Raw genomic sequence first — 21,751 nt, 5'->3', positions numbered from 1 at the left:
AAACGCCCCGGAGAGCGATCTCCGGGGCGTTTTTCTATGTTGTCCGGGGACATGCTCCGAAGGTGCGTGTCCCCCTCGTTCAGCATCGGACGGGGACACGCACCGCTTCGCGGAGCATGTCCCCGGCGCCCCTACAGCCCCAGCTTGGCCTTCAGGATGTCGTTGACGGCGGCCGGGTTGGCCTTGCCGCCGGTCTCCTTCATCACCTGGCCGACGAACCAGCCGATGGCCTGGGGCTTTTCCTTCACGGCTTCCGCCTTGTCGGGATTGGCCGCGATCAGTTTGTCGACCGCCGCCTCGATGGCGCCGGTGTCGGTGATCTGGACCAGGCCATGCTTCTCCACGATGGCGGCCGGAGCCCCCTCGCCCGCCCACATGTGGTCGAACACGGTCTTGGCGATCTTGGAGGAGATGGTCCCCTTCTCGATCAGCTCGACCAGCGCGGCGATGTCGGCAGCCGGGATCGGCGAGGCGGTGATCTCCAGCCCGTCCTTGCCCAGCCGACCCATCAGGTCGTTCAGGGTCCAGTTGGCGACCAGCTTGGCGTCACGGCCCTGGGCGGCCTCCTCGAAGAAGGCGGCCACGTCGGCGTCCGAGATCAGCACCGAGGCGTCGTAGGCCGACAGGCCGTAGTCGGCCATCAGGCGAGCCTTCTTGGCGTCCGGAAGCTCGGGCAGCGAGGCCTCGATCTCCTTCACCCAGGCCGGATCGATCTCCAGCGGCAGCAGGTCAGGGTCGGGGAAGTAGCGGTAGTCATGCGCCTCTTCCTTGGACCGCATCGAGCGGGTCTCGTTCTTGGTCGGGTCGTACAGGCGGGTTTCCTGGTCGACCTTGCCGCCGTCCTCCAGGATCTCGATCTGGCGGCGGGCTTCGAAGTTGATGGCCTGCTGGATGAAGCGGTAGCTGTTGACGTTCTTGATCTCGCAGCGCGTGCCCAGGTGGCTGAAGCTGCCGGTCTCGCGGAACTTCTCGTAGTCGCCGGGGCGGCAGACCGAGACGTTCACGTCGGCGCGCAGGTTGCCCTTCTCCATGTCGCCGTCGCAGGTGCCCAGCGTCACCAGGATCGCTCGCAGCTTCTTGACGTAAGCCGCTGCATCTTCAGGGGAACGCATGTCCGGCTTGCTGACGATTTCCATCAGCGCGGTGCCCGAACGGTTCAGGTCGACATAGGTCTCGGTCGGCGACAGGTCGTGGATCGACTTGCCGGCGTCCTGTTCCAGGTGCAGGCGCTCGATGCGGACGGTGAAGCTGCTGCCGTCGAGACGATCGACGGTCACCTCGCCCTCGCCCACGACCGGCTGGTCGAACTGGCTGATCTGGTAGCCTTGCGGCAGGTCCGGATAGAAGTAGTTCTTCCGGTCGAAGCGGCTCTTCAGGTTGATCTGCGCCTTCAGGCCCAGGCCCGTGCGGACCGCCTGCTCGACGCAGTACTTGTTGAGCACCGGCAGCATGCCGGGCATGGCCGCGTCGACCAGGCTGACCTGCTCGTTCGGACCGGCGCCGAAGCCGACGGCCGCGCCGCTGAACAGCTTGGCGTTCGACGCCACCTGGGCGTGGACTTCCAGCCCCAGCACGATTTCCCAGTCGCCCGTGCGACCCTTGAGGGTGAAGGTCTCAGTCATCCTACCACCAACGCTCCGCCTTCTTGCCGCGGAAGCCCGCCGCCTTCTCGAGGGCGCCCGCGACCGCGAACACCGTGGCTTCGTCCAGCGCCCGGCCGATCACCTGCAGGCCCAGCGGCAGGCCGCCGCTGTCCAGCCCCGCCGGCACGCTGATCGACGGCAGGCCGGCCAGGTTGGTCGTCACCGTGAAGACGTCGTTCAGGTACATGGCGATCGGGTCGGCCATCCGCTCGCCGAGCGCGAAGGCCGCCGACGGCGCCGTCGGGGTCAGCAGGGCGTCGCACGACTGCCAGGCCTGGTCGAAGTCGTCGGCGATGCGCCGGCGGACCTTCTGGGCCTTCAGGTAGTAGGCGTCGTAATAGCCGGCGCTCAGCACATAGGTGCCGATCAGGATGCGGCGCTTGACCTCGTTCCCGAAGCCTTCGGCCCGGGTGTTCTCGTAAATCTCGGTCAGGCTCTTGCCGTCGGCGCGCAGGCCGTACCGCATGCCGTCGTAGCGGGCGAGGTTCGAGGACGCCTCGGCCGGGGCCACGATGTAGTAGGCCGGCAGCGCGTACTTGGTGTGAGGCAGCGAGACCTCGACGATCTCGGCGCCGGCTTCGCGCAGCCAGTCGATGCCGTCCTGCCAGAGCTTCTCGATCTCGGCCGGCATGCCGTCGACGCGGTACTCCTTCGGCACGCCGATGCGCAGGCCCTTCACGGACTTGCCGACATACTGCGAGAAGTCCGGCGTCTCGACGTCCAGGCTGGTCGAGTCCTTCGGGTCGTGGCCGGCCATCGAGGTCAGCAGGATGGCGGCGTCCTCGACCGTCTTGGCGATCGGGCCGGCCTGGTCCAGCGAGCTGGCGAAGGCGACGACGCCCCAGCGCGAGCAACGGCCGTAGGTCGGCTTGATGCCGACGGTGCCGGTGAAGGCGGCCGGCTGGCGGATCGAGCCGCCGGTGTCGGTCGCCGTGGCGCCCAGGCAGAGGTCGGCCGCGACGGCCGAGGCCGAGCCGCCCGACGAGCCGCCCGGCGTCAGGGCCTTGTTGCCCGACGCGGCCGACTTCCAGGGGTTGATGACGTTGCCGAAGGCGCTCGTCTCGTTCGACGAGCCCATGGCGAACTCGTCCATGTTCAGCTTGCCGAGCATGACCGCGCCGTCGCCGAACAGGTTGCCGGTGACGGTCGACTCATAGGTCGGGACGAAGTTCCCCAGGATCTTGCTGCAGGCCGTCGAGCGGACGCCCTGGGTGCAGAACAGGTCCTTGATCCCCAGCGGCGCGCCTTCCAGCGGACCGGCCTCGCCCTTGGCGATGCGGGCGTCGGAGGCGGCGGCCATGTCGAGCGCCTTCTCGGGCGTCTCCAGGACATACGCGTTCAGCGGCCGGGCCGCCTCGACCGCGGCGACGTGCGCCTTGGTGATTTCGACCGAGGAGAAATCCTTGGTCTTCAGACCGTCCAGGGCGGCCTTCAGCGTGAGCGACGTGAGTTCGGACATGGCTTACTCGACCACCTTCGGCACGACGAAGAAGCCGTCGGCGCTCTTGGGGGCGTTGGCGAGGACGCGGGGCGCGTCGCCGCCGTCGGTGACGACGTCGTCGCGCAGCGGGAGCTTGGCGTGGACGACCGAGGTCAGCGGCTCGACCCCGTCGGTGTCGACCTCCGCCAGCTGCTCGATCCACTGGATGATGCCGTTCAGCTCCTTCGCGAGGGGCTCGAGCCGCTCCTCGGGTTCGGCGATGCGGGCGAGCCGGGCGACCTTGCGGACGGTCGCGGCGTCGATGGCCATCTTGGCCTCCTTTCGTTCGAGGTTGGGGTTACCCGCGGCAACCCCACTATTGCAAGCCGAATGCAACCGCCGGGTCATCGCGGACGCCCGAAGGGCGATCCGGGACCCAGCCCGCCCGGCAAATGAGCCGGATCCCGGCTCTCGGCGCTTCGCGCTGCGGCCGGGATGACGGTATGAAGCGGAATGCCCGTGCTCGACATCACCGAACTCGCCGCCGCCCTGCCCCAGTACGCGCCCGTCGTCGGGCTCGATCCGGGCGAGAAGACCATCGGCGTGGCGGTGTCCGACGCCACCCGGATGGTGGCCAGCCCCCTGGAAACGATCCAGAAGAAGAAGTTCACCCAGGACGCCGAGCGGCTGTTCGCCCTGATGGAGAGTCGCGGGGCCCTGGGCATCGTCATCGGCCTGCCCATGAACATGGACGGCACCGAGGGGACCCGCGCCCAGTCGAACCGCGCTCTGGCCCGCAACATCCTGCGCCTGAAGGACCTGCCGATCGCGTTCTGGGACGAGCGGCTGTCGTCGGCGGCGGTGAACCGGATGCTGATCGACGAGTTCGACACGACGCGCCAGCGCCGCAGCGAGGCCGTCGATAAACTGGCCGCGACGTGGATCCTCCAGGGCGCGTTGGATCGGATGCGGAACGGGTAGTTCTTCCCACTCAGTCACCGCTGCGCGGCGACAGCTCTCCCAAGGGGAGAGCGACCCGGTGGCTACCAGTTCCTCTCCCCGCGGGAGAGGTGGCCCGGCAAAGCCGGGTCGGAGTGGGAAGAACAGATGACGGGCGCTTGCACGAAAATACACTTATAGTAGCATTTTTAAATGCAATCGCCTCCGGCCACCCGCGCGAGAGCCAAGCGCCTCCGACGCGAAATGACCCTTCCGGAGGGGCTCCTCTGGCGAGCCATTCGAGCGCATCGCCTTGAGGGCATCCACTTCCGACGACAGCATCCCATCGGTCCCTACGTGCTCGACTTCTATTGCGACGCCGCGCGCCTAGCGATCGAGGTGGACGGAGCGATGCACTACATTGAGGGCCGTCCTGAGCGCGATGCGGCGCGGGACAACTGGCTCTCACAGCGCGGCATCCGCACGCTTCGCCTTCCGGCGAGAGTCGTGCTGAAGGACATGAACAGGGCCCTCATGACGATCCTTGCGGCGATAGGCGAGCGAGCGCCCACCAAAGTCGCTCTCCCCTTGGGAGAGCTGTCGGCGCGAAGCGACGACTGAGTGGGCGGAACGGCGCCTGCCGGCCAACCATGGTTCTTCCCACTCCGACCCGGCTTCGCCGGGCCACCTCTCCCAAGGGGAGAGGAACTGGTACGGTGTCCCATGATCCTGACCGTCTCGCCCGCCACGCCAGCCGACAGCGCGCTGCTCGCCGGCCTGATGCAGTTCTACATCTACGACTTCTCGGAGATCGCGCCGGAAGGATCGCGGGACTACGACGTCGAGCCGGACGGGCTGTTCCGACCCTATCCCTACCTCGACGCCTACTGGCAGGAGGACGGCCGCTGGCCGCTGATCTTCCGGCTGGACGGCGCCGCGATCGGTTTCGCGCTGGTCAACCAGATCTCCAACCGCGCCGACGGCTTCGTCGAGCGCAACATGGCCGAGTTCTTCATCATGCGACAACACCGACGACGCGGCCTGGCGGCGGCGGCCCTGGCGCAGGTGCTGAAACTCCACCCTGGCCGTTGGGAGGTTGCAGTGCTGGACCGCAACCCCGGTGCCCTGGCCTTCTGGCCGAAGGCGCTTGGCGCGGCGGGCGTCAACGAACTGGAACGGCTGGACGGCGGCGAAACCTGGGCCGGACCGGTGTGGACCTTTACGGCCTGACCGAAGCCGCGCGGGGCTTCAGCTTCACCGCGCTTCCCGCTCGCCCCAGCCCAGATCGTCCAGGATACGGACCCGCTCCGACTCCTTCAGCACAGCCATCCGCGCCAAGGCCGGCAACCCTTTCTGCAAAGCGATGACGGCGAGCGCCGGACCGATCAGGTCGTCCTCGTCCGCCATGGGCAGAACCGCCAGGGCGCTGTCCCGAAGACGCACCCAGGCGACCGCGTAATCCTGCGACAGCCATAGAGGCACGGCGGGGTTGGCCGCCGACCGCAGCCGGGCCGTCTCGATCGTCCCAGCCATGGCGTAGGCGTTCCAGCCCAACGACCGGCCCTCGGAAAGCAGCCGGGCCAGCTCGACCACGACGACATAGGAGGCGTCTCCCACGTCGCCCTGGTGGTGAACCTCTTCCCAGAGATCCTCCCAGACAGCATCCTCGTTCTCGCCGGCTTCGAGCGCCCTGACCGCGGGCCGAGGATCGTACGGCGTTCGATAGCCGCCCTTCAGCGCCGCCCATTGGGCTTCCGGCAGATCCAGCATCACGCCACCTTCACCATCCGCTTGCCGATGTTCTCGCCGGCCAGCAGGCCGATGAGCGCGCCGGGGAGGCTCTCAAGGCCTTCAAGCACATCCTCGCGGACCTTCAGCTTGCCGCTGTCGACCCAGCCCTTCAGTTCGGCGAGCGCCGGCTGCAGGCGGTCGTAGAAGTCGCTGACGATGAAGCCCTGCACGTTGAGGCGCTTGGTGACGATCAGGCCGGGCACGCCGCGCGGCCCGGCGGGCGGGGCCGAACCGTCGTAGCCGCTGACCGCGCCGCAGCACGCGATGCGGCCGAAGGTGTTCATGTTGAACAGCGCCGCCTCGAAGATGTCGCCGCCGACGTTGTCGAAATAGACGTCGACGCCGTCCGGCGCGGCGGCTCGCAGCGCCTTGAAGACGTTGCCCGCCTTGTAGTCGACGGCGGCGTCGAAGCCGAGTTCGTTGACCAGGAGGTCGCACTTGGCCTGGCCGCCCGCGATGCCGATCACCTTGCACCCCTTGATCTTGGCGATCTGGCCCACGATCGAGCCGACCGAACCGGCGGCGGCGGAGACCACGACCGTCTCGCCGGCCTTGGGGCGTCCGCACTCCAGCAGGCCGAAATAGGCGGTCTGGCCGGCCACGCCGTAGACGCTGAGCAGGTTGGTCAGCGGCTCGATGCGCGGGATCTTCTGCAGCTTCTTGGCGGGCAGCACGGCCCACTCCTGCCAGCCGGTGTCGGCGAAGACGAGGTCGCCGGGCTTCAGCGACGGGTCGCGCGACTCGACCACCTCGGCCAGGGCTCCGCCGGCCATCACGTCGCCGGCGTTGATCGCCGAGCGGTAGGTCGCCCCCTGCATCCAGGCGCGGTTGGCCGCGTCCAGGCTGACGTACAGGATCTTCAGGAGAGCCTCGCCTTCGCCCGGCGTCGGGACGGCGGCCTCGTTCAGGCGGAAGTGCTCGGGCGCGAGCCGGGCGCCGCCGGGCAGTTCGGCGAGGACGATCTGGCGATTGGCGGTCATGGCGGGCTCCCTGTGTTCTGTTCGTTGGCGGCAATCTGGCACGCCGGGATCGCCCAAAGCCAGCATCCAGACCCTTGCCATTCGCCGCCGATGCCGCAGGATCGCCCCGCACCAACCTAGAAGCCTTGGCGGAATCTCCGTCGTCGCCTAAGAGGGCGGCTCATGACGACATCGGCTCCGGGTATCGACGAGGTCCGCGCACGGACCTTCCCCTTTCCGCGCCGCCATTTCCTGTCCGCCCTGGATCTGAACATCGTCGAGGCCAACCGCCTCCTCGACCTGGCCGACACGTTCGTGGCGCTCAACCGACAGACCACCAAGAAGCTGGACCTGCTCAAGGGCCGGACCCTGGTGAACCTGTTCTTCGAGAACTCCACCCGCACCCAGTCCAGCTTCGAACTGGCCGGCAAGCGGCTCGGGGCCGACACGATGAACATGTCGGTGAAGAACTCCTCCGTGGCCAAGGGCGAGACCTTGATCGACACCGCGGTGACGCTGAACGCGATGCGGCCCGACCTGCTGGTCATCCGCCACGCTTCGTCCGGCGCCGCCGAGCTGCTGTCGCAGAAGGTCGGCTGCAGCGTGATCAACGCCGGCGACGGCCAGCATGAGCACCCGACTCAGGCCCTGCTCGACGCCCTGGCCATGCGGCGGGTGTTCGGCGACCTGGCCGGTCTGACCGTGGCGATCTGCGGCGACGTCCTGCACAGCCGCGTGGCGCGCTCGAACGTCAACCTTCTCAGCGTCCTGGGCGCGGAAGTTCGCCTCGTCGGACCGCCCACCCTGCTGCCCGCCGGGGCCGACCGCTGGGGCGCTTCGGTGCACCACGACATGGAGAAGGGCATCGCCGGCGCCGACGTGGTGATGATGCTGCGCCTGCAGCTGGAGCGGATGCAGGGCGCGCTGGTCCCCTCGACCCGCGAGTACTTCCGCTTCTGGGGCCTGGACCGCGAGAAGCTGAAGGCCGCTTCCGACCGGGTCCGGGTCATGCACCCCGGCCCGATGAACCGCGGCGTGGAGATCGACTCCGATGTCGCCGACGATCCCGCCGTCAGCCTGATCCAGGATCAGATCGAGATGGGCGTCGCCGCCCGCATGGCCGTGCTGGCCACCCTCGCCGCCCGGCTGGACAACGACTGATGGCCCGCACCCGTCCCATCGCCTTCAACAACGCCCGCCTGGTCGATCCGGAGAGCGGCTACGACGGCCACGGCGCCGTGGTGGTCTTCGAGGGCGTCATCGCCGACGTCTCGAAAGGCAAGGATTTCAACGATCTGTCGGACGACGTTCGCGTCATCGACTGCAACGGCGGCATGCTGGCCCCCGGCCTGATCGACCTGCGCGTCAAGACCGGAGAGCCCGGCGCCGAGACCAAGGAGACCCTGCGCTCCGCGGCCCAGGCGGCCGCGGCCGGCGGCGTCACCTCGATCGTCGTCCAACCCGACACCAGGCCCGCCGTCGACGATCCGTCGGTCGTCGACTTCATCCTGCGCCGCGCCCTGGACGTCGAGGCCGCCCACATCCTCTGCGCCGGAGCCGCGACCAAGGGTCTGTCCGGCGAACAGATGGCCGAGATCGGCCTGATGAAGGAGGCCGGCTGCGTCTACGTCACCGACGTCGACCGCCCGATCGTCGATTCCAAGGTGCTGCGCCGGGTCATGGCCTACGCCTCGGCCTTCGGCATGGCCATCGCCCATCGGCCGACCGATCCCTGGCTGTCCAGGGGCGCCGCCGCCACCGAAGGCGAGTTCGCCGCCCGGATGGGCCTGCCGTCGGCCCCGGCCGCCGCCGAGCGGATCGGACTGGAGCGCGACCTGGCCCTGGCCGAGCTGACCGGCGGCAAGCTGCTGGTCGACCAGATCACCAGCGCCGGCGCTCTGGAGACCCTGGCCCGCGGCAAGGCCAAGGGGCTGAACGTCGCCGCCACGGCCTCGATCAACCACCTGAGCTTCAACGAGCTCGACATCGGCGACTATCGGACCTTCGCCAAGATCGACCCGCCGCTGCGGGCCGAGGACGACCGCCAGGCGCTGATCGAGGCTCTGGCGAGCGGCCTGGTCGATATCGTCGTCTCGGCCCACGCGCCGGCGCCGCCCGAGGACAAGCGCCTGCCGTTCGACGAGGCCGCTCCCGGCGGAGTCGGGCTGGAGACGCTGCTGTCCGCCCTGCTGGCCCTGCACCACGACGGGCGCGTGCCGCTGATCGATCTGATCCGCACCGTGACCCTGGCGCCGGCCCAGTTCCTGGGCCTGACCGCGGGCCGTATCGCCTCGGGGGCTCCGGCCGACCTGGTGTTGTGCGACCTGAACGCGCCAATCCTGGTCGACGCCGACAAGCTGGTCTCGAAGTCCAAGAACTCCCCGTTCGACGGCCGCCGCCTGCAGGGGCAGGTGCTGATGACCGTCACCGGCGGCAAGATCGTCCACCGGGCCGAATAGTGAGCGAGACCCCCGCCCCCGAGGCCCCGGCCGATCCCGCGCGCGACGCTCGCAAGCGCTACTGGCGCACCGTGGCGGTCTTCGCGCTGGCCGGGCCCTACATCGGCCTGGCCATCTCGCTGTTCATCATGGCGGTGGTCGGCCTGACCCGTGGCCAGCCGATCGGATCGCTGCTGAGCGGCCTGGCCGGGCTGGCGGTGATCTCGGCGGTGTTCGCCATTCCGGTCGCCGGCCTGCCCGGCTTCCTGACCGGCCTGGTCGCGGCCCAGATGCAGCGACGCGGAACGGCCATGCGGCGCTACTACGCTCTGACCGGCGCGGTGGGCGCGCTGACCGCCCTGGCCATCCCGATCATCCTGCGCAGCCCGCCCGAGTTCTGGATCTTCGCCGGAGCCGGCACAGCCTTGATTTGCGCCCATCTCACCCGGGCGCGATGATCGGATTCGCGCGACGCCATCTGGCGTTGCGGCGGAACATATCATAAACCTCAACGCGCATTCGGGGCGGACATGGAAGATCTGGGGCAAACCGTCTGGCTGACGTTCGGTCTGATCGTCGTGGGAGGCTACCTCCTCGGCTCGATCCCGTTCGGCCTCATCGCCACCCGGCTGGGCGGCGCCGGCGACATCCGAAAGATCGGCTCGGGCAACATCGGCGCGACCAATGTGCTGCGCTCCGGACGCAAGGACCTGGCCGCGATCACCCTGATCGGCGACGCCGGCAAGGGCGCCGTGGCGGTCCTGATCGCCCACCTGCTGACCCGGGGCGATCCGGCCGCCGTGGCCCTGGCGGGCGGCTCCGCCTTCTTCGGCCACCTGTTCCCGGTCTGGCTGAAGTTCAAGGGCGGCAAGGGCGTGGCCACCTTCTACGGCGTGCTGCTCAGCGCCTGCTGGCCGGTGGGAATCCTGGCCGGGATCACCTGGCTGGCCGTAGCCTTCCTGTTCCGCCTGTCGTCGCTGGCCGCCCTGACCGCCGCCGCCCTGGCCCCGCTGTTCGCCTTCGCCACCGACCAGCCCTATCCCATGATCCTGCTGGCCCTGTTCATGGCCGTGCTGATCTACATCCGGCACCACGAGAACATCCGCCGGCTGCTCAAGGGCGAGGAGCCGAAGATCGGGGCCAAGAAGGCGGCTCCGCCTCCCGAGACCGAATGACGGCCCCGTCCGACGCGGAGCGGATCGCCTGGCTGAGGCTGGCGAGGACGCCGAACGTCGGACCGGTGGCCTTCGACCATCTGCTGCGCCGCTTCGGCTCGGCGAAGGCGGCGCTGGACGCCCTGCCCCGCCTGACGCAGCGCGGCGCTGTCCCGCGGCCGCCGCCGGAAACCGCGGCGGTCGCCGAGATCGAGGCCGGCGAACGGCTGGGCGCGCGTCTGCTGCTCGCCGGCGAGGCCGACTTCCCAACGTCGCTTCGGACGCTCGACACGCCGCCGCCGCCGTTGATCTGGACGCTCGGCGACCTGGCTCTGCTGTCCCGCCCCGCGGTGGCCGTCGTCGGCGCCCGCGTGGCCTCCGCCGCCGGGCAGCGGTTCGCCCGCGGCCTGGCCGCCGACCTGGGGCGCGAGGGTCTCGTTGTCGCCTCCGGCCTGGCCAGGGGCGTCGACGGCGCGGCCCACGAGGGCGCCCTGGCCACCGGTACGGTCGCCGTTCTCGGCGGGGGCGTCGCCGACATCTATCCGCCGGAGCACGAGGACCTGCACGGCCGGATCGCCGCCGGCGGACTGATCGTCTCCGAAAGCCCGCCGCGCCATCGCGCCCAGGCCAAGGACTTCCCGCGCCGCAACCGCCTGATCTCGGGTCTCGCCCTGGCCGTGGTGGTGGTCGAGGCGGAGCTGAAGTCCGGCTCCCTGATCACCGCCCGCCTCGCCGCCGAACAGGGCCGCGAGGTCCTGGCCGTGCCAGGTTCGCCGCTCGATCCGCGCGCCCGCGGGACCAACGATCTGCTCCGCCAGGGCGCGGCGGTCTGCGAGGGGATCGAGGACGTGCTTCGCGTGCTGGAGGGCCTGAACGGCCGCGGCGTGCGCGAGCCGGAACGCGGCGGCTGGTCCCCCGCCGCAGGCGAGCCCGACGAGGCCCTGCGCGAACGGGTGGCCGGCCTCCTTTCGCCGACCGCGGCCTTCGTCGACGATATCGTCCGGGGCGCCGGCGCGCCCGCCCCGATGGTCTTCGCCGCCCTGGTCGAGCTCGCCCTGGCCGGCCGCGCCGCCTTCGGGCCGAGCGGCACGGTGCATCGCCCCTAGCGCGCGCCCGCCTACGACCAAGGGTCGATGGCGTCGCCCGAAAACCCCGCTAGGGTGGCGTCATGGCCAGCACCCTGGACTCCCGCCGCCCGCAAATGTTCCCCCGGCTCGAGCCGGCCGAGATCGACCGCATCCGGCGGTTCGGCGAGCCCCAGCGCTATGCTGCGGGCGACCGGGTCTATCAGGCCGGCGAGACCGCGCCCGGCATGCTGCTCGTGCTGGAGGGGCGCCTGGCGATCACGCGCCGGGACGTCCGCGACGGCCAGCGCCTGATCGTCGAGCACGGACCGGGCGAGTTCTCGGGCGAACTGGGACAGCTGTCCGGCGCGCGGGCCCTGGTCGACGGCGAAGCGGTCACGGACATCGAGGCCCTGCTGATCCGCCCCGAGCGGCTGCGCGCCCTGCTCATCGCCGAGGCCGAGCTGGGCGAGCGGATCATGCGGGCGCTGATCCTGCGCCGCGTCGGCCTGATCGAGGACGGCGCCGGCCCGGTCATCGTCGGCCGCGCCCAGCACGCCGACGTCCTGCGCCTGCAGAGCTTCCTGGGCCGCAACGGCCATCCGCACCAGCACCTCGACCCGGACGTGGACGAGGAGGCCCGGGCGCTCATCGAGCGCTTCCATCTGGTCGAGGAGGAGCTGCCGATCGTGCTCTGCCCGACGGGCGAGTTCATGCGGAACCCGACCGAGGCGGCCCTGGCCCGCTGCGTGGGCCTGACCACCCGGCTCGACCCCGACCACGTCTACGACATGGCCGTCGTGGGCGCTGGACCGGCCGGACTGGCGGCGGCGGTCTACGGGGCCAGCGAGGGCCTGTCGGTGCTGGTGCTCGACACCCGGTCGTTCGGCGGCCAGGCCGGCGCCTCGGCCCGGATCGAAAACTATCTCGGCTTCCCGACCGGCATCACCGGCATGGCCCTCATGGGCCGCGCCTACAGCCAGGCGCAGAAGTTCGGGGCCGAGATGGCCATCCCGACCGGGGCCCTGTCGCTGGAGGACTCGCCTCAAGCCTGTCGCGGCCGGTTCCGTTTGACCCTGAGCGAGGACGAGACGGCGGCCGCCAAGGCCGTCGTCGTGGCCAGCGGCGCCCGCTACCGCCGGCTGGACGTGCCCGGGATGGACCGCTTCGAGGGCGCCAGCGTCCACTACTGGGCCTCCCCCCTCGAGGCCAAGCTCTGCGCCGGCCAGGAGGTGCTGCTGGTCGGCGGCGGCAACTCGGCCGGCCAGGCCGCGGTCTATCTGGCCAGCCAGGTGCGGAAGGTGACGGTGCTGGTCCGGGCGCAGGGCCTGGAGGCCAGCATGTCCAGGTACCTGATCGACCGGCTGACCGCCCTGCCCAACGTTGAGCTGGCCGTCCGCAGCGAGGTCACGGCCCTCGACGGCCAGGGCGGCTCGCTCGAGCGGGTGACCTGGCGCAACGTGGATAGCGGCGCGGAGACCACGCGCGACATCCGCCACCTGTTCCTGTTCATCGGCGCCGAGCCGAACACCCACTGGCTGACCGGCTGCGAGGTGGCGCTGGACAACCGCGGCTTCATCCGAACCGACGAGGCGGTCGACGGTCCCTGCTCCGGCGCCGGGATGAGCCGCGCCTGCCTGCCGCTGGAAACCAGCCGCCGCGGCGTGTTCGCCATCGGCGACGTGCGCTCCGGCTCGATCAAGCGGGTGGCGGCGGCGGTAGGCGAAGGCGCGCAGGTCGTCGCCGCCGTCCACGCCTACCTCGCCGAACAGCAAGCCGCGCAGCAATAGGAGCCGACCATGGCCGAAGGATGCCGCCACGCCGAGACCGCCGTGCTGAAGGTCACGCCCAGCGCCCGCGGCTGCGAGGACTGCCTGAAGATCGGCGGCCAGTGGCTGCACCTGCGGCTCTGCCGGACCTGCGGCCACGTCGGCTGCTGCGACCAGTCGCCCAACCGCCACGCCACCGCTCACTTCCACGCCACCAGCCACCCGGTGATCGAAGGCTACGATCCGCCGGAAGGCTGGGGCTGGTGCTACGTCGACGAGCTGTTCCTCGACCTCGGCGACGACACGACGCCCCAGGACGGCCCGATCCCGCGCGGCTGGTGAGCTAGTCGGTCCCGTCCGGCAGGCGGGTGGTCATCGGGGCGCTCGGGTCGGCCGGAGGCCGCTCGGCGGCGGCGGGCGGCGGTCCTACCGGCGTAACGGGAACGGGCGCGGGCGGCGGCACGATCAGCGGCGGCGTCTCCACCGCGAGCACGGGCGGCGGCGCGACCTCGGCCGGCGCAGTCCGTTCGACACGCGCCGAGGGCCGCAGGACCGGAGCCTCCGCCCGCGTCTGCCGAACCGGCGCCGAGGCGGGCTGGGCGGTCGCGGGGGGCGTCGCGGACGCGGAGACCTGCGGCGTCTCAGGCAGGACAGCCAGCGGCGCTCCGGTGGCGGGAGACGTCGCGGCGACGGGCGCTTGGGTCTCGATGGCCAGGCCGGCGGCGGGGCGCGCGGTCTCGGTCGGCGCCGACCGGTTGTTCAGCATGAAGACCCCGACGCCCCCGGCGACCACCACGGCCAGGCCGGCGGCCAGGCCTCCGGCGATCAGCGGCGTGCGCGAGGCGCGGGGGGCGGCGGTTCGGGGCAGCGGCGCGAAGGCGAGTTCGGGTTCCGCCACGGGCGGCTGAACCGGCTCGGGACGCGGGTCCGGCCGCGGGTCCGGCGAACGCTCGACGGGACGCTCCGGCGGCCGTTCGGGCTGGGCGGCCGCCCGGGTCGGCTGTGCCGCCGGCGGCTGGGCCGGCGTCGGGCCGCGAGCGGGCTGGGCCCCCCGCTGACGATCGAGGATCGCCGGCGCGGCGCGGCGGGCGGCGGTGTCCCGGCCGCCTTGGGCAGGGGCCCGATCGTGAACGGCTGCTGCTGGGGACGGCCCCATGCGCTGGGGCGGGCGTAGGGATTGTCGGAATCGGACATGGCTGGGCTCGCCGCGAATCTGTGAGCCGCCCTCCCCGCCGTCCTTTTCGCGGCGGACTTCGACGGTTCTGTGGCCCCGAAAGCAAAAGGCGGCCCTCTCGGACCGCCTTCGCCGCCTCTCTGAACCGCGCAGGACCATCGGATCCTGGAGGCGTCGCGGGGCCCCACGCCCTGACGACCCTTACAGAACAGGCCGTCGTTGAGGCCCTTATCTCTCCGCCTCGGCGCACGCGCAACGCGTATGCGGCCGGGCTCCGCGATTCGTGTCCCTCATGTGTTCCGCAGAACACGGTGCGCGACGCCCAGAAACGGCCTCAATCTGGGCATGTCGGCGCCACAGGCGGGGTGCAGCCTGTGACTCGTCGGTCGGCTGCGTCCGGTTCGGATCCTGAACAGCCCCCCCAGCCCCCCGTATCGGGCATTCCAGTCGGCCGACACCTTCTCCCCCAAAATCAAGCTAGGCCGCCATCGCCTTCCGGCGCGCCCGCATGTCGGCCCAATGATCGCCCAGGGCGTTCAGCAGGCCTAGAATCCGCTCGCCGTCATCGGTCAGGGCGTATTCCACGCGCGGCGGCGCCTCTGGATAGACGGTCCGAGCCACCAGCCCCTCCGCCTCCAGTTCCCGGAGGTCCAGCGTCAGCATTCGCTGGGAAATCCCCGGCAGGTCCCGCTGCAGGTCGCTGAACCGCTTGGGGCCGTTCACGAGATAGTACAGCAGCAGACTGCGCCAGCGTCCCCGCAGCACCCGCATGACGTCTTCGACGGGGCAGGCCGTGACCACGTCCTTCATTGATGATCCTCAGTATAATTTATGTAACAGCCGAACATTTTCGTGCGTTCTTTAAAGCGATTTCGGCAACCCACACATGGCGCCTGTCAACAATTCTCAACTCGATGACAGGACCTTGAACCATGGAACCCATTCTCATCTACGGCGTGCCCCACGGCTGCTCCTTCGGCTCGATCGTCGCCTTCGCCTGGTCGGGCCTTCCCTACCGCCTCGCCCGGGTCGACATGCTGAGCGAACTGGAAGACGCGGTCTTCACCCGCGCCAACCCGTTGCGGCTGACGCCGGCCCTGTTGCTGCCCAACGGCGAGGTGCTCACCGAGAGCTTCGCCATCCTGCAGCATGTGGCGTCGAAGGCCCCGGAAGGGAAGCTCGCCTTCGCGCCCGGCTCGCCGCAGCAGGATCGGCTGAACGAGATGCTGGCCTTCCTGGTCACCGGCTTCCACGGCGCCTGGGGCCCGCTGTTCTCGCCGTTCAAGTACGTCGACGGCGACGAGGCGCAGAAGAGCGTCCACGCCAAGGCCCGCGCCCGCGCGGCCAGGGGCTACGCCCATATCGAGGCCCTCCTCGCCGACCGCGACTGGCTGGTCGGCGGCAAGCCCACGATCGCCGACGCCTATTTCGCCGGGGTCGCGCGCTGGGGCGCGGACCTGCAGGTGTTCGACCTGGCGGCCGAGTACCCGCGCGTCCACGCCCTGCTGCAGCGGCTTGAGGCCGACCCGGCCGTGGGTTTCGCCCACGACGCCGAGGAAGGCCGGCCGCTCGGCGAAGGCGGCGGCGGCTTCCTCGGCCAGGTGTCCCTGTCGGAGCTGGGCGGACGACTGGCCGCCTAGCCCGCCTTCACGAACTCCGCGTCGATGACGATCTCGATCGGCGCGGTCATCAGCGGCGGCAGTCCGTAGTCCTGGGGGTTGATCCAGGTCTTGGCGATGAACCCCAGACGCGGGCTGCCGAAGCCCTTCCCCGCGCCAACCAGCTCGACGTCGAAGGTCACGGGCCTGGTTTTGCCCATCAGGGTGAACTGGCCCTCGACCTTGCCGTGGGTCGCGTCGGTCTTGCGGAAGGCGGTCGAGACGAAGGTCGCCTTCGGGAAGGCGTCGCCGTTCAGGTAATCCTTCCCCTTCAGCTTGTCGGCGAAACCCTGGACCGGGGTGACGATCGAACCGACCTCGACCGAGGCCGTCAGCTTGGCGGTCTCGGGCTTGGCCGGGTCCCAGGTCAGGGCCCCCTCGGCCTTGTCGAACCGGAAGAGGCTGTAGGAGTAGCCGATGTGCGAGACCCGGGCGATCACCGAGGTGTGGCTGACGTCCAGCTCGTACTTGCCGGCGACGGCCAGGGCGACGTCCTTCTCGCCGGCATAGACGCCGGGCGGCAGGGTCGACGGCGGCGGCGCCGCGACGGCGGCGATGGGAACCAGGGCCAGGCCGATGACGGCGGAACGGACCCATTTGGCGGACAGGGACATAGAGGACTCTCCAGGACAGGACGGCCGGCGGACAGGCGAGCCGAATGGAAGACGAACAGGAGGCGGCCGATCCGACAAGCGGTCAACCGCGCGGGAAGTTCACCCAGTAGGGCTCGGCTTCGGCCAACACCCGCGCGAAGGAAGGCCTCTGCCTGGCGCGCGCCAGATAGGCGGCGAGGTTCGGCCGCGACGGCCCGAACGGATGCACCACGTCGGCATAGCCGAGCGAGGCGAACAACCCGCAGTCGGCCAGGGTGAAGGCGTCGCCCGCCGCCCACGCTCTCAGACCCAGCAGCGGCTCCAGGATGTCGTAGGCGGTGTCCAGCAGGGCCCTGGCCCGCGCCACGCCCTCGGGGTCGTTGGCGCCGGGCGGCCGGATGCGGTCGGTGACGACCTTGGTCATCGGCTCCTGGATGTAGCCGTCGGAGAACCGGTCCCAGCGACGCACCTCCAGGGCCTGGTCCGGATCGGCCGGCACGAAGCGCACCGGCCCCGGTCGATAGTGGTCCAGATACTCGATGATCACGCTCGACTCCGGCAACACCACGCCGCGGTCCCGATCCTCCATCACCGGCATCTTGGCGATCGGCCACAGGGCGCGGAACGGCGCGCTCGCCTCGGGATCTCCCAGGTCCACGAACCGCGTCTCGAACGGCGTGTCGTTCTCGTAGAAGGCGATCAACACCTTCTGGCAGAAGGAGGCGAAGGGGTGGAAATGCAGCACCAGCGGCTCAGGCATCGATCTCTCCATCCAGCGCCGCTGTGCGGCATGGAAAATACTTAAGTCATCACTTCAGTATCAGCCCGCACCGGCGCCCGCAAGCTCATGAAGCAATGTTCACTGGACCCCGTCCGGCGGAGCTTCTTAGCTGCCCGCTCTCGGAGGGGGAAAACGATGCGTACGATGGGCCTGCTGGCCGCCTGGCTGGTCGCGACGGCGCCGGCCGCCGCTGTGGCGCTCGATCAGATCTCGCCGCAGACCCAGGCCGTCGACGCGCTGATCCAGGCCGAGATGCGCGAGCGGCGCATCCCCGGCCTGCAGGTCGCCGTCGTCCGGAACGGCGAGATCGTGCTCGAACGATCCTACGGCCTCGCCAACCTGCAGACCCCGGTCCCCGTCACGGACGAGACGGTCTTCTCGATCAACTCGATCACCAAGATCTTCACCGGCGTCGAGGCGATGCGGCTGGTCGAACAGGGCAAGCTCGACCTGTCGGCGCCCGTCTCGACCTATCTCGACGACCTGCCGCCGGCGTGGCGCGCCGTGACGATCAAACAGCTGCTCAGCCATATGAGCGGCCTGCCCGACATCGTGGACCCCAACACCGGCAAGACCATCGGCGACGGAACCGACGCCGGCGCCTGGGCCGAGGTCATCGCCAGCCCCATCCGCTTCCCCCCGGGCGAGAAGACCAACTACAACCAGACCAACTACCTGCTCATGCAGCGAGTGATCGAAAAGCTCGGCGGACGGCCCTTCACCGAGGCGGTCGCCGAGCACCAGTTCGCCGTCGCCGGCATGCCGCACAGCGGGTTCGGCGATTCCCGCGACGTGATCCCCGGCAAGGCGCAGAGCTACCGGTTCTACCGCGACGCCTGGGGCGACGCGGGCGTGCTCCGCAACGTCTACGAGGAGTTCCCGCCGAACCAGCGCGCCGCGGCGGGCCTGAACAGCACGGCGGGCGATATGGCGCGCTGGGCGGTCGCCGTGCAGCAGGGACGCATCCTCAAGCCCGAGAGCCTGCGGACGATGTGGACTCAAACCCTGCTCAACGACGGCAAGGCGGGCGACTGGGCGCTGGGCTGGACCTGGCGTGGGGCGGCGCCGCACCGGACGATCGGACTCACGGGCGGCGGCCGGGCGGCCTTCCGCCTGTATCCGGAAGACGACCTGGCGGTGGTCATCCTGACCAACCTTTCCGGAGCCACGCCCGAGGAGATCACACCCGCCGTCGCGGCCATCTACATCCCGTCCGTCAAAACCGACGGCGTCGCCCCTTTGCGGACGGAGCTGGCCTCGCGCGGCTATGCCCAGGCCCGGTCAGCCTATGAGGCCCTGAAGCGGAAGACCCCCGGCTTCAGCATCTCCGAGAACGACCTGAACAACTGGGGCTACCGATTGCTGCGCATCGACCGCGGCGCCGACGCGGTCGAGATCTTCAAACTGGCCGTCGCCCTCTATCCCCAGAGCGCCAACACGTACGACAGCCTGGGCGACGCCTACGACCGCATCGGACGGCCGACGTCGGCGATCGAGAACTTCCGGCGCTCCCTGGTCATGAATCCCAAGAACGACCACGCCCGCAAACGGCTCGAAAAACTGGGCGCGCCGGCCGCCCCGTAGGGGCGAGGCGCTCCGCCGCATAGTCAAAACGCCCCTTCCCGCTTGGGGTCCGTTGACATCGCCCCTGCCCCGCCCCCACTTTCCGGCCTCGTTCGGCTGGCGGGTTCGCTTGCCGACATCTCTCTTTGCTGCCCCGAGAACGCATGAACGTCGTCGTCGTCGAGAGCCCGGCCAAGGCCAAGACCATCAACAAATACCTGGGCTCTGACTATAAGGTGCTCGCCTCGTACGGCCACGTGCGCGACCTGCCGTCGAAGGACGGATCGGTGAAGCCCGACGAGGACTTCGCCATGTTCTGGGAGGTCGACTCGAAGTCGACCAAGCGGGTCGCCGACATTGTCGACGCCGTGAAGGGCGCTGACACCCTCTATCTCGCCACCGACCCGGATCGCGAAGGCGAGGCGATCAGCTGGCACCTGCTGGAAGTCCTCCAGAAGAAGAAGGCGCTGAAGGACGTCGCGGTGAAGCGCGCCACCTTCAACGCCATCACCAAGACCGCGGTCATCGACGCGATCCAGAATCCGCGCGACATCGACATGGAGCTGGTCGAGGCCTACCTCGCCCGCCGCGCGCTGGACTATCTGGTCGGCTTCACCCTGTCGCCGGTCCTGTGGCGCAAGCTGCCGGGCAGCCGCTCCGCCGGCCGCGTGCAGTCGGTCGCCCTGCGGCTGATCGTCGACCGCGAGCTGGAGATCGAGCGCTTCAGGACCCAGGAATACTGGACGGTCGAGGCCGACGTCGCCGCCGGCGCCGATCCCTTCCTGGCCCGTCTGGTCAAGCACGAGGGCAAGAAGCTCGGGAAGTTCGACCTTCCCAACGAAGAGATCGCCGCCGGCGCCCGCAACGCCGTCCAGGCGGCGACCTTCAAGGTCGCCTCGGTCGAGAAGAAGCCGGCCAAGCGCACGCCGCCGCCGCCGTTCACCACCTCGACCCTGCAGCAGGAAGCCGCGCGCAAGCTGGGCTTCTCGGCCCAGCGCACCATGCAGGCCGCCCAGAAGCTGTACGAGGGCATCGACATCGGCGGCGAGACCGTCGGCCTGATCACCTACATGCGGACCGACGGCGTCCAGTCGGCGCCCGAGGCGCTGGACGAGGCCCGCCGCGTCATCGGCGGCCTGTACGGCAAGGACTATGTCCCCGAGAGCGCCCGCCACTACAAGACCAAGGCCAAGAACGCCCAGGAAGCCCACGAGGCGATCCGGCCGACCTCGCTGGAGCGCAATCCCGGCTCGCTGCGCCTCGACCCCGACCTGGGCCGGCTCTACGAGCTGATCTGGAAGCGGATGATCGCCTCGCAGATGGAGGCCGCCCGCATCGAGCGGACCACCGTCGAGCTGGAGAGCGGCGACGGCCAGACCGGGCTGCGCGCCACCGGCCAGGTGGTGCAGTTTCCGGGCTACCTCGCGGTCTACGAGGAAGGCCGCGACGACGAGGGCGACGAGGAAAGCGCCCGCCTGCCGGCGGTCAACGAAGGCGCCGACGCGCGCGTCCTGCGCGCCCGGTCCGACCAGCACTTCACCGAACCGCCGCCGCGCTATTCGGAAGCCAGCCTGGTCAAGAAGATGGAAGAGCTCGGCATCGGCCGGCCCTCGACCTACGCCTCGATCCTGACCGTGCTGCGCGACCGCGCCTACGTCCGGGTGGAGAAGCAGCGCTTCATCCCCGAGGACAAGGGCCGTCTGGTCACCGCCTTCCTGGAAGAGTTCTTCAAGCGCTACGTCGAGTACGACTTCACCGCCGCGCTGGAGGAGAAGCTCGACCTCGTCTCGGACGGCAAGCTCGACTGGAAGGACTTCCTGCGCGAGTTCTGGCGCGACTTCCACGCGGCCGTGGGCGAGATCGCCGAGCTGCGCGTGACCAACGTGCTCGACGCCCTGAACGAGGCGCTGGGCCCGCACATCTTCCCGGCCAAGGCCGACGGCTCCGACCCGCGCGTCTGCCCGACCTGCGGCACCGGCCAGCTGAGCCTGAAGACCGGCAAGTTCGGCGCCTTCATCGGCTGCTCCAACTATCCGGAGTGCCGCTACACCCGCCCGATCGCCCAGAACGACGAGACCGGCGACGCCGCCGACGCGGGCGACCGCGAGTTGGGGATCAATCCCAAGACCGGCCAGACCGTCTGGCTCAAGAACGGCCGCTTCGGCCACTACGTCGAGGAAGCCGGCGTCGGCGCCGACAAGCCCAAGCGCTCCAGCCTGCCGAAGGGCTGGCCGCCGGCGACGATGGACATCGACAAGGCCCTGCGCCTGCTGAACCTGCCGCGCGAGGTCGGGACCCACCCCGAGGACGGCAAGCCGATCCTGGCCGGCATCGGCCGCTACGGCCCGTTCGTTCTGCACGAGGGAACCTACGCCAACCTCGACAACGTCGACGAGGTCTTCGACGTCGGGCTGAACCGCGCCGTGGCCGTGCTCGCCGAGAAGCGGGCCGGCGGCAAGGGCGGCGGCCGGGCGACGGCGGCGGCGCTGAAGGAGCTCGGCGCCCACCCCGAGGACGGCCAGGCGATCAAGATCCTGTCCGGCCGCTTCGGCCCCTACATCAAGCACGGCGCGACCAACGCCAACGTCCCGCGCGGCAAGGACCCGCAGGAGATCACGCTTGAGGAAGCGGTCGCGCTCATAGCCGAACGCGTCGCCAAGGGCGGCGGCAAGAAGCCGGCGAAGAAGGCCGCGGCCCCCAAGGCCAAGGCCGAGAAGAAGCCAGCGGCGAAAACGACCGCCAAAAAACCGGCAGCGAAGAAGACGCCTGCGAAGAAGAAGGCGGCAGCGGAGTAGGTCTCCGTGA

22 protein-coding genes are annotated in these 21,751 nt (G+C 69.8%); 13 read left to right on the top strand and 9 right to left on the bottom strand.

What is annotated here, in order from left to right:
- Positions 1-131 precede the first annotated feature (131 nt).
- The 3 genes from gatB to gatC are packed head-to-tail and all read right to left on the bottom strand — an operon-like array spanning position 132 to position 3,393.
- Complete coding sequence (gene gatB, locus CSW64_RS09800) at positions 132-1,622, bottom strand: Asp-tRNA(Asn)/Glu-tRNA(Gln) amidotransferase subunit GatB (protein WP_099621936.1); 1,491 nt, start codon at positions 1,620-1,622, stop codon at positions 132-134.
- 1 nt (position 1,623) lies between these two features.
- A complete protein-coding gene (gene gatA / locus CSW64_RS09795) occupies positions 1,624-3,102 on the bottom strand; it encodes an Asp-tRNA(Asn)/Glu-tRNA(Gln) amidotransferase subunit GatA (RefSeq protein ID WP_099621935.1) in 1,479 nt (492 codons plus the stop codon).
- A 3-nt stretch (positions 3,103-3,105) separates the two neighbouring features.
- Positions 3,106-3,393, bottom strand: a complete 288-nt coding sequence (gene gatC / locus CSW64_RS09790; RefSeq protein ID WP_099621934.1) for an Asp-tRNA(Asn)/Glu-tRNA(Gln) amidotransferase subunit GatC — start codon at positions 3,391-3,393, stop codon at positions 3,106-3,108.
- 183 nt (positions 3,394-3,576) lie between these two features.
- Here gatC and ruvX point away from each other — a divergent pair, with 183 nt between their 5' ends.
- The 3 genes from ruvX to CSW64_RS09775 all read left to right on the top strand — a co-directional run bounded on the left by ruvX (position 3,577) and on the right by CSW64_RS09775 (position 5,232).
- A complete protein-coding gene (gene ruvX / locus CSW64_RS09785; RefSeq protein WP_099621933.1) occupies positions 3,577-4,044 on the top strand; it encodes a Holliday junction resolvase RuvX in 468 nt (155 codons plus the stop codon).
- 171 nt (positions 4,045-4,215) lie between these two features.
- Complete coding sequence (locus CSW64_RS09780) at positions 4,216-4,623, top strand: endonuclease domain-containing protein (protein WP_099621932.1); 408 nt, start codon at positions 4,216-4,218, stop codon at positions 4,621-4,623.
- 102 nt (positions 4,624-4,725) lie between these two features.
- Positions 4,726-5,232: a GNAT family N-acetyltransferase gene (locus tag CSW64_RS09775; RefSeq protein ID WP_099621931.1), complete on the top strand. Its 507-nt coding sequence runs from the start codon at positions 4,726-4,728 to the stop codon at positions 5,230-5,232.
- 24 nt (positions 5,233-5,256) lie between these two features.
- On the opposite strand, the gene CSW64_RS09770 is transcribed toward CSW64_RS09775, so the two are convergent.
- Together CSW64_RS09770 and CSW64_RS09765 are read right to left on the bottom strand one after the other, a co-directional pair.
- Entirely contained in the window at positions 5,257-5,772 is a 516-nt protein-coding gene (locus CSW64_RS09770) for a hypothetical protein (protein ID WP_099621930.1), read from the bottom strand.
- Positions 5,772-6,773 carry an NADP-dependent oxidoreductase gene (locus tag CSW64_RS09765; RefSeq protein ID WP_099621929.1) on the bottom strand — a complete coding sequence of 334 codons (1,002 nt, stop codon included), beginning with the start codon at positions 6,771-6,773 and terminating at the stop codon, positions 5,772-5,774. Before CSW64_RS09765 ends, CSW64_RS09770 begins: the two co-directional genes overlap by 1 nt.
- A gap of 162 nt (positions 6,774-6,935) precedes the next feature.
- Here CSW64_RS09765 and CSW64_RS09760 point away from each other — a divergent pair, with 162 nt between their 5' ends.
- The 7 genes from CSW64_RS09760 to CSW64_RS09730 all read left to right on the top strand — a co-directional run bounded on the left by CSW64_RS09760 (position 6,936) and on the right by CSW64_RS09730 (position 13,519).
- Positions 6,936-7,913, top strand: coding sequence for an aspartate carbamoyltransferase catalytic subunit (locus CSW64_RS09760; protein WP_099621928.1), 978 nt, complete (start codon positions 6,936-6,938; stop codon positions 7,911-7,913).
- A complete protein-coding gene (gene pyrC / locus CSW64_RS09755; RefSeq protein WP_099621927.1) occupies positions 7,913-9,211 on the top strand; it encodes a dihydroorotase in 1,299 nt (432 codons plus the stop codon). Before CSW64_RS09760 ends, pyrC begins: the two co-directional genes overlap by 1 nt.
- Positions 9,211-9,648 (top strand): hypothetical protein, encoded by a 438-nt coding sequence (locus CSW64_RS09750; protein WP_099621926.1) that lies wholly within the window; start codon positions 9,211-9,213, stop codon positions 9,646-9,648. Before pyrC ends, CSW64_RS09750 begins: the two co-directional genes overlap by 1 nt.
- A gap of 72 nt (positions 9,649-9,720) precedes the next feature.
- Positions 9,721-10,365 carry a glycerol-3-phosphate 1-O-acyltransferase PlsY gene (gene plsY, locus CSW64_RS09745; RefSeq protein ID WP_099621925.1) on the top strand — a complete coding sequence of 215 codons (645 nt, stop codon included), beginning with the start codon at positions 9,721-9,723 and terminating at the stop codon, positions 10,363-10,365.
- Positions 10,362-11,450, top strand: coding sequence for a DNA-processing protein DprA (gene dprA / locus CSW64_RS09740; RefSeq protein WP_099621924.1), 1,089 nt, complete (start codon positions 10,362-10,364; stop codon positions 11,448-11,450). Before plsY ends, dprA begins: the two co-directional genes overlap by 4 nt.
- Positions 11,451-11,512: 62 nt before the next feature.
- Entirely contained in the window at positions 11,513-13,198 is a 1,686-nt protein-coding gene (locus tag CSW64_RS09735) for an FAD-dependent oxidoreductase (RefSeq protein WP_099621923.1), read from the top strand.
- A gap of 9 nt (positions 13,199-13,207) precedes the next feature.
- Positions 13,208-13,519, top strand: coding sequence for a UBP-type zinc finger domain-containing protein (locus tag CSW64_RS09730; protein ID WP_099621922.1), 312 nt, complete (start codon positions 13,208-13,210; stop codon positions 13,517-13,519).
- A gap of 1 nt (position 13,520) precedes the next feature.
- Here CSW64_RS09730 and CSW64_RS09725 read toward each other — a convergent pair whose 3' ends face one another.
- On the bottom strand, positions 13,521-14,333 hold the full coding sequence (locus CSW64_RS09725; protein ID WP_150131370.1) for a hypothetical protein: 813 nt from the start codon (positions 14,331-14,333) through the stop codon (positions 13,521-13,523).
- A 495-nt stretch (positions 14,334-14,828) separates the two neighbouring features.
- A complete protein-coding gene (locus CSW64_RS09720) occupies positions 14,829-15,161 on the bottom strand; it encodes a winged helix-turn-helix transcriptional regulator (protein WP_099621920.1) in 333 nt (110 codons plus the stop codon).
- Between the two features lie 122 nt (positions 15,162-15,283).
- On the opposite strand from CSW64_RS09720, the gene CSW64_RS09715 reads away from it, so the two are divergent.
- On the top strand, positions 15,284-15,991 hold the full coding sequence (locus tag CSW64_RS09715) for a glutathione S-transferase family protein (protein ID WP_099621919.1): 708 nt from the start codon (positions 15,284-15,286) through the stop codon (positions 15,989-15,991).
- On the opposite strand, the gene CSW64_RS09710 is transcribed toward CSW64_RS09715, so the two are convergent.
- Both CSW64_RS09710 and CSW64_RS09705 read right to left on the bottom strand, forming a co-directional pair.
- Positions 15,988-16,623, bottom strand: a complete 636-nt coding sequence (locus tag CSW64_RS09710; protein ID WP_099621918.1) for a YceI family protein — start codon at positions 16,621-16,623, stop codon at positions 15,988-15,990. The genes CSW64_RS09715 and CSW64_RS09710 overlap by 4 nt on opposite strands.
- An 82-nt stretch (positions 16,624-16,705) precedes the next feature.
- Positions 16,706-17,362, bottom strand: coding sequence for a glutathione S-transferase family protein (locus tag CSW64_RS09705; RefSeq protein WP_099621917.1), 657 nt, complete (start codon positions 17,360-17,362; stop codon positions 16,706-16,708).
- A gap of 156 nt (positions 17,363-17,518) precedes the next feature.
- On the opposite strand from CSW64_RS09705, the gene CSW64_RS09700 reads away from it, so the two are divergent.
- Positions 17,519-18,967 (top strand): serine hydrolase domain-containing protein, encoded by a 1,449-nt coding sequence (locus CSW64_RS09700; RefSeq protein ID WP_216361264.1) that lies wholly within the window; start codon positions 17,519-17,521, stop codon positions 18,965-18,967.
- A gap of 143 nt (positions 18,968-19,110) precedes the next feature.
- Positions 19,111-21,741: a type I DNA topoisomerase gene (topA, locus tag CSW64_RS09695; RefSeq protein WP_099621915.1), complete on the top strand. Its 2,631-nt coding sequence runs from the start codon at positions 19,111-19,113 to the stop codon at positions 21,739-21,741.
- Positions 21,742-21,751: the final 10 nt, after the last annotated feature.

It is taken from the genome of Caulobacter mirabilis, assembly GCF_002749615.1.
Lineage (GTDB): Bacteria > Pseudomonadota > Alphaproteobacteria > Caulobacterales > Caulobacteraceae > Caulobacter > Caulobacter mirabilis.
Note: the sequence above shows the minus strand (reverse complement) of the source record. Positions and strands in the feature narration are given on the sequence as shown.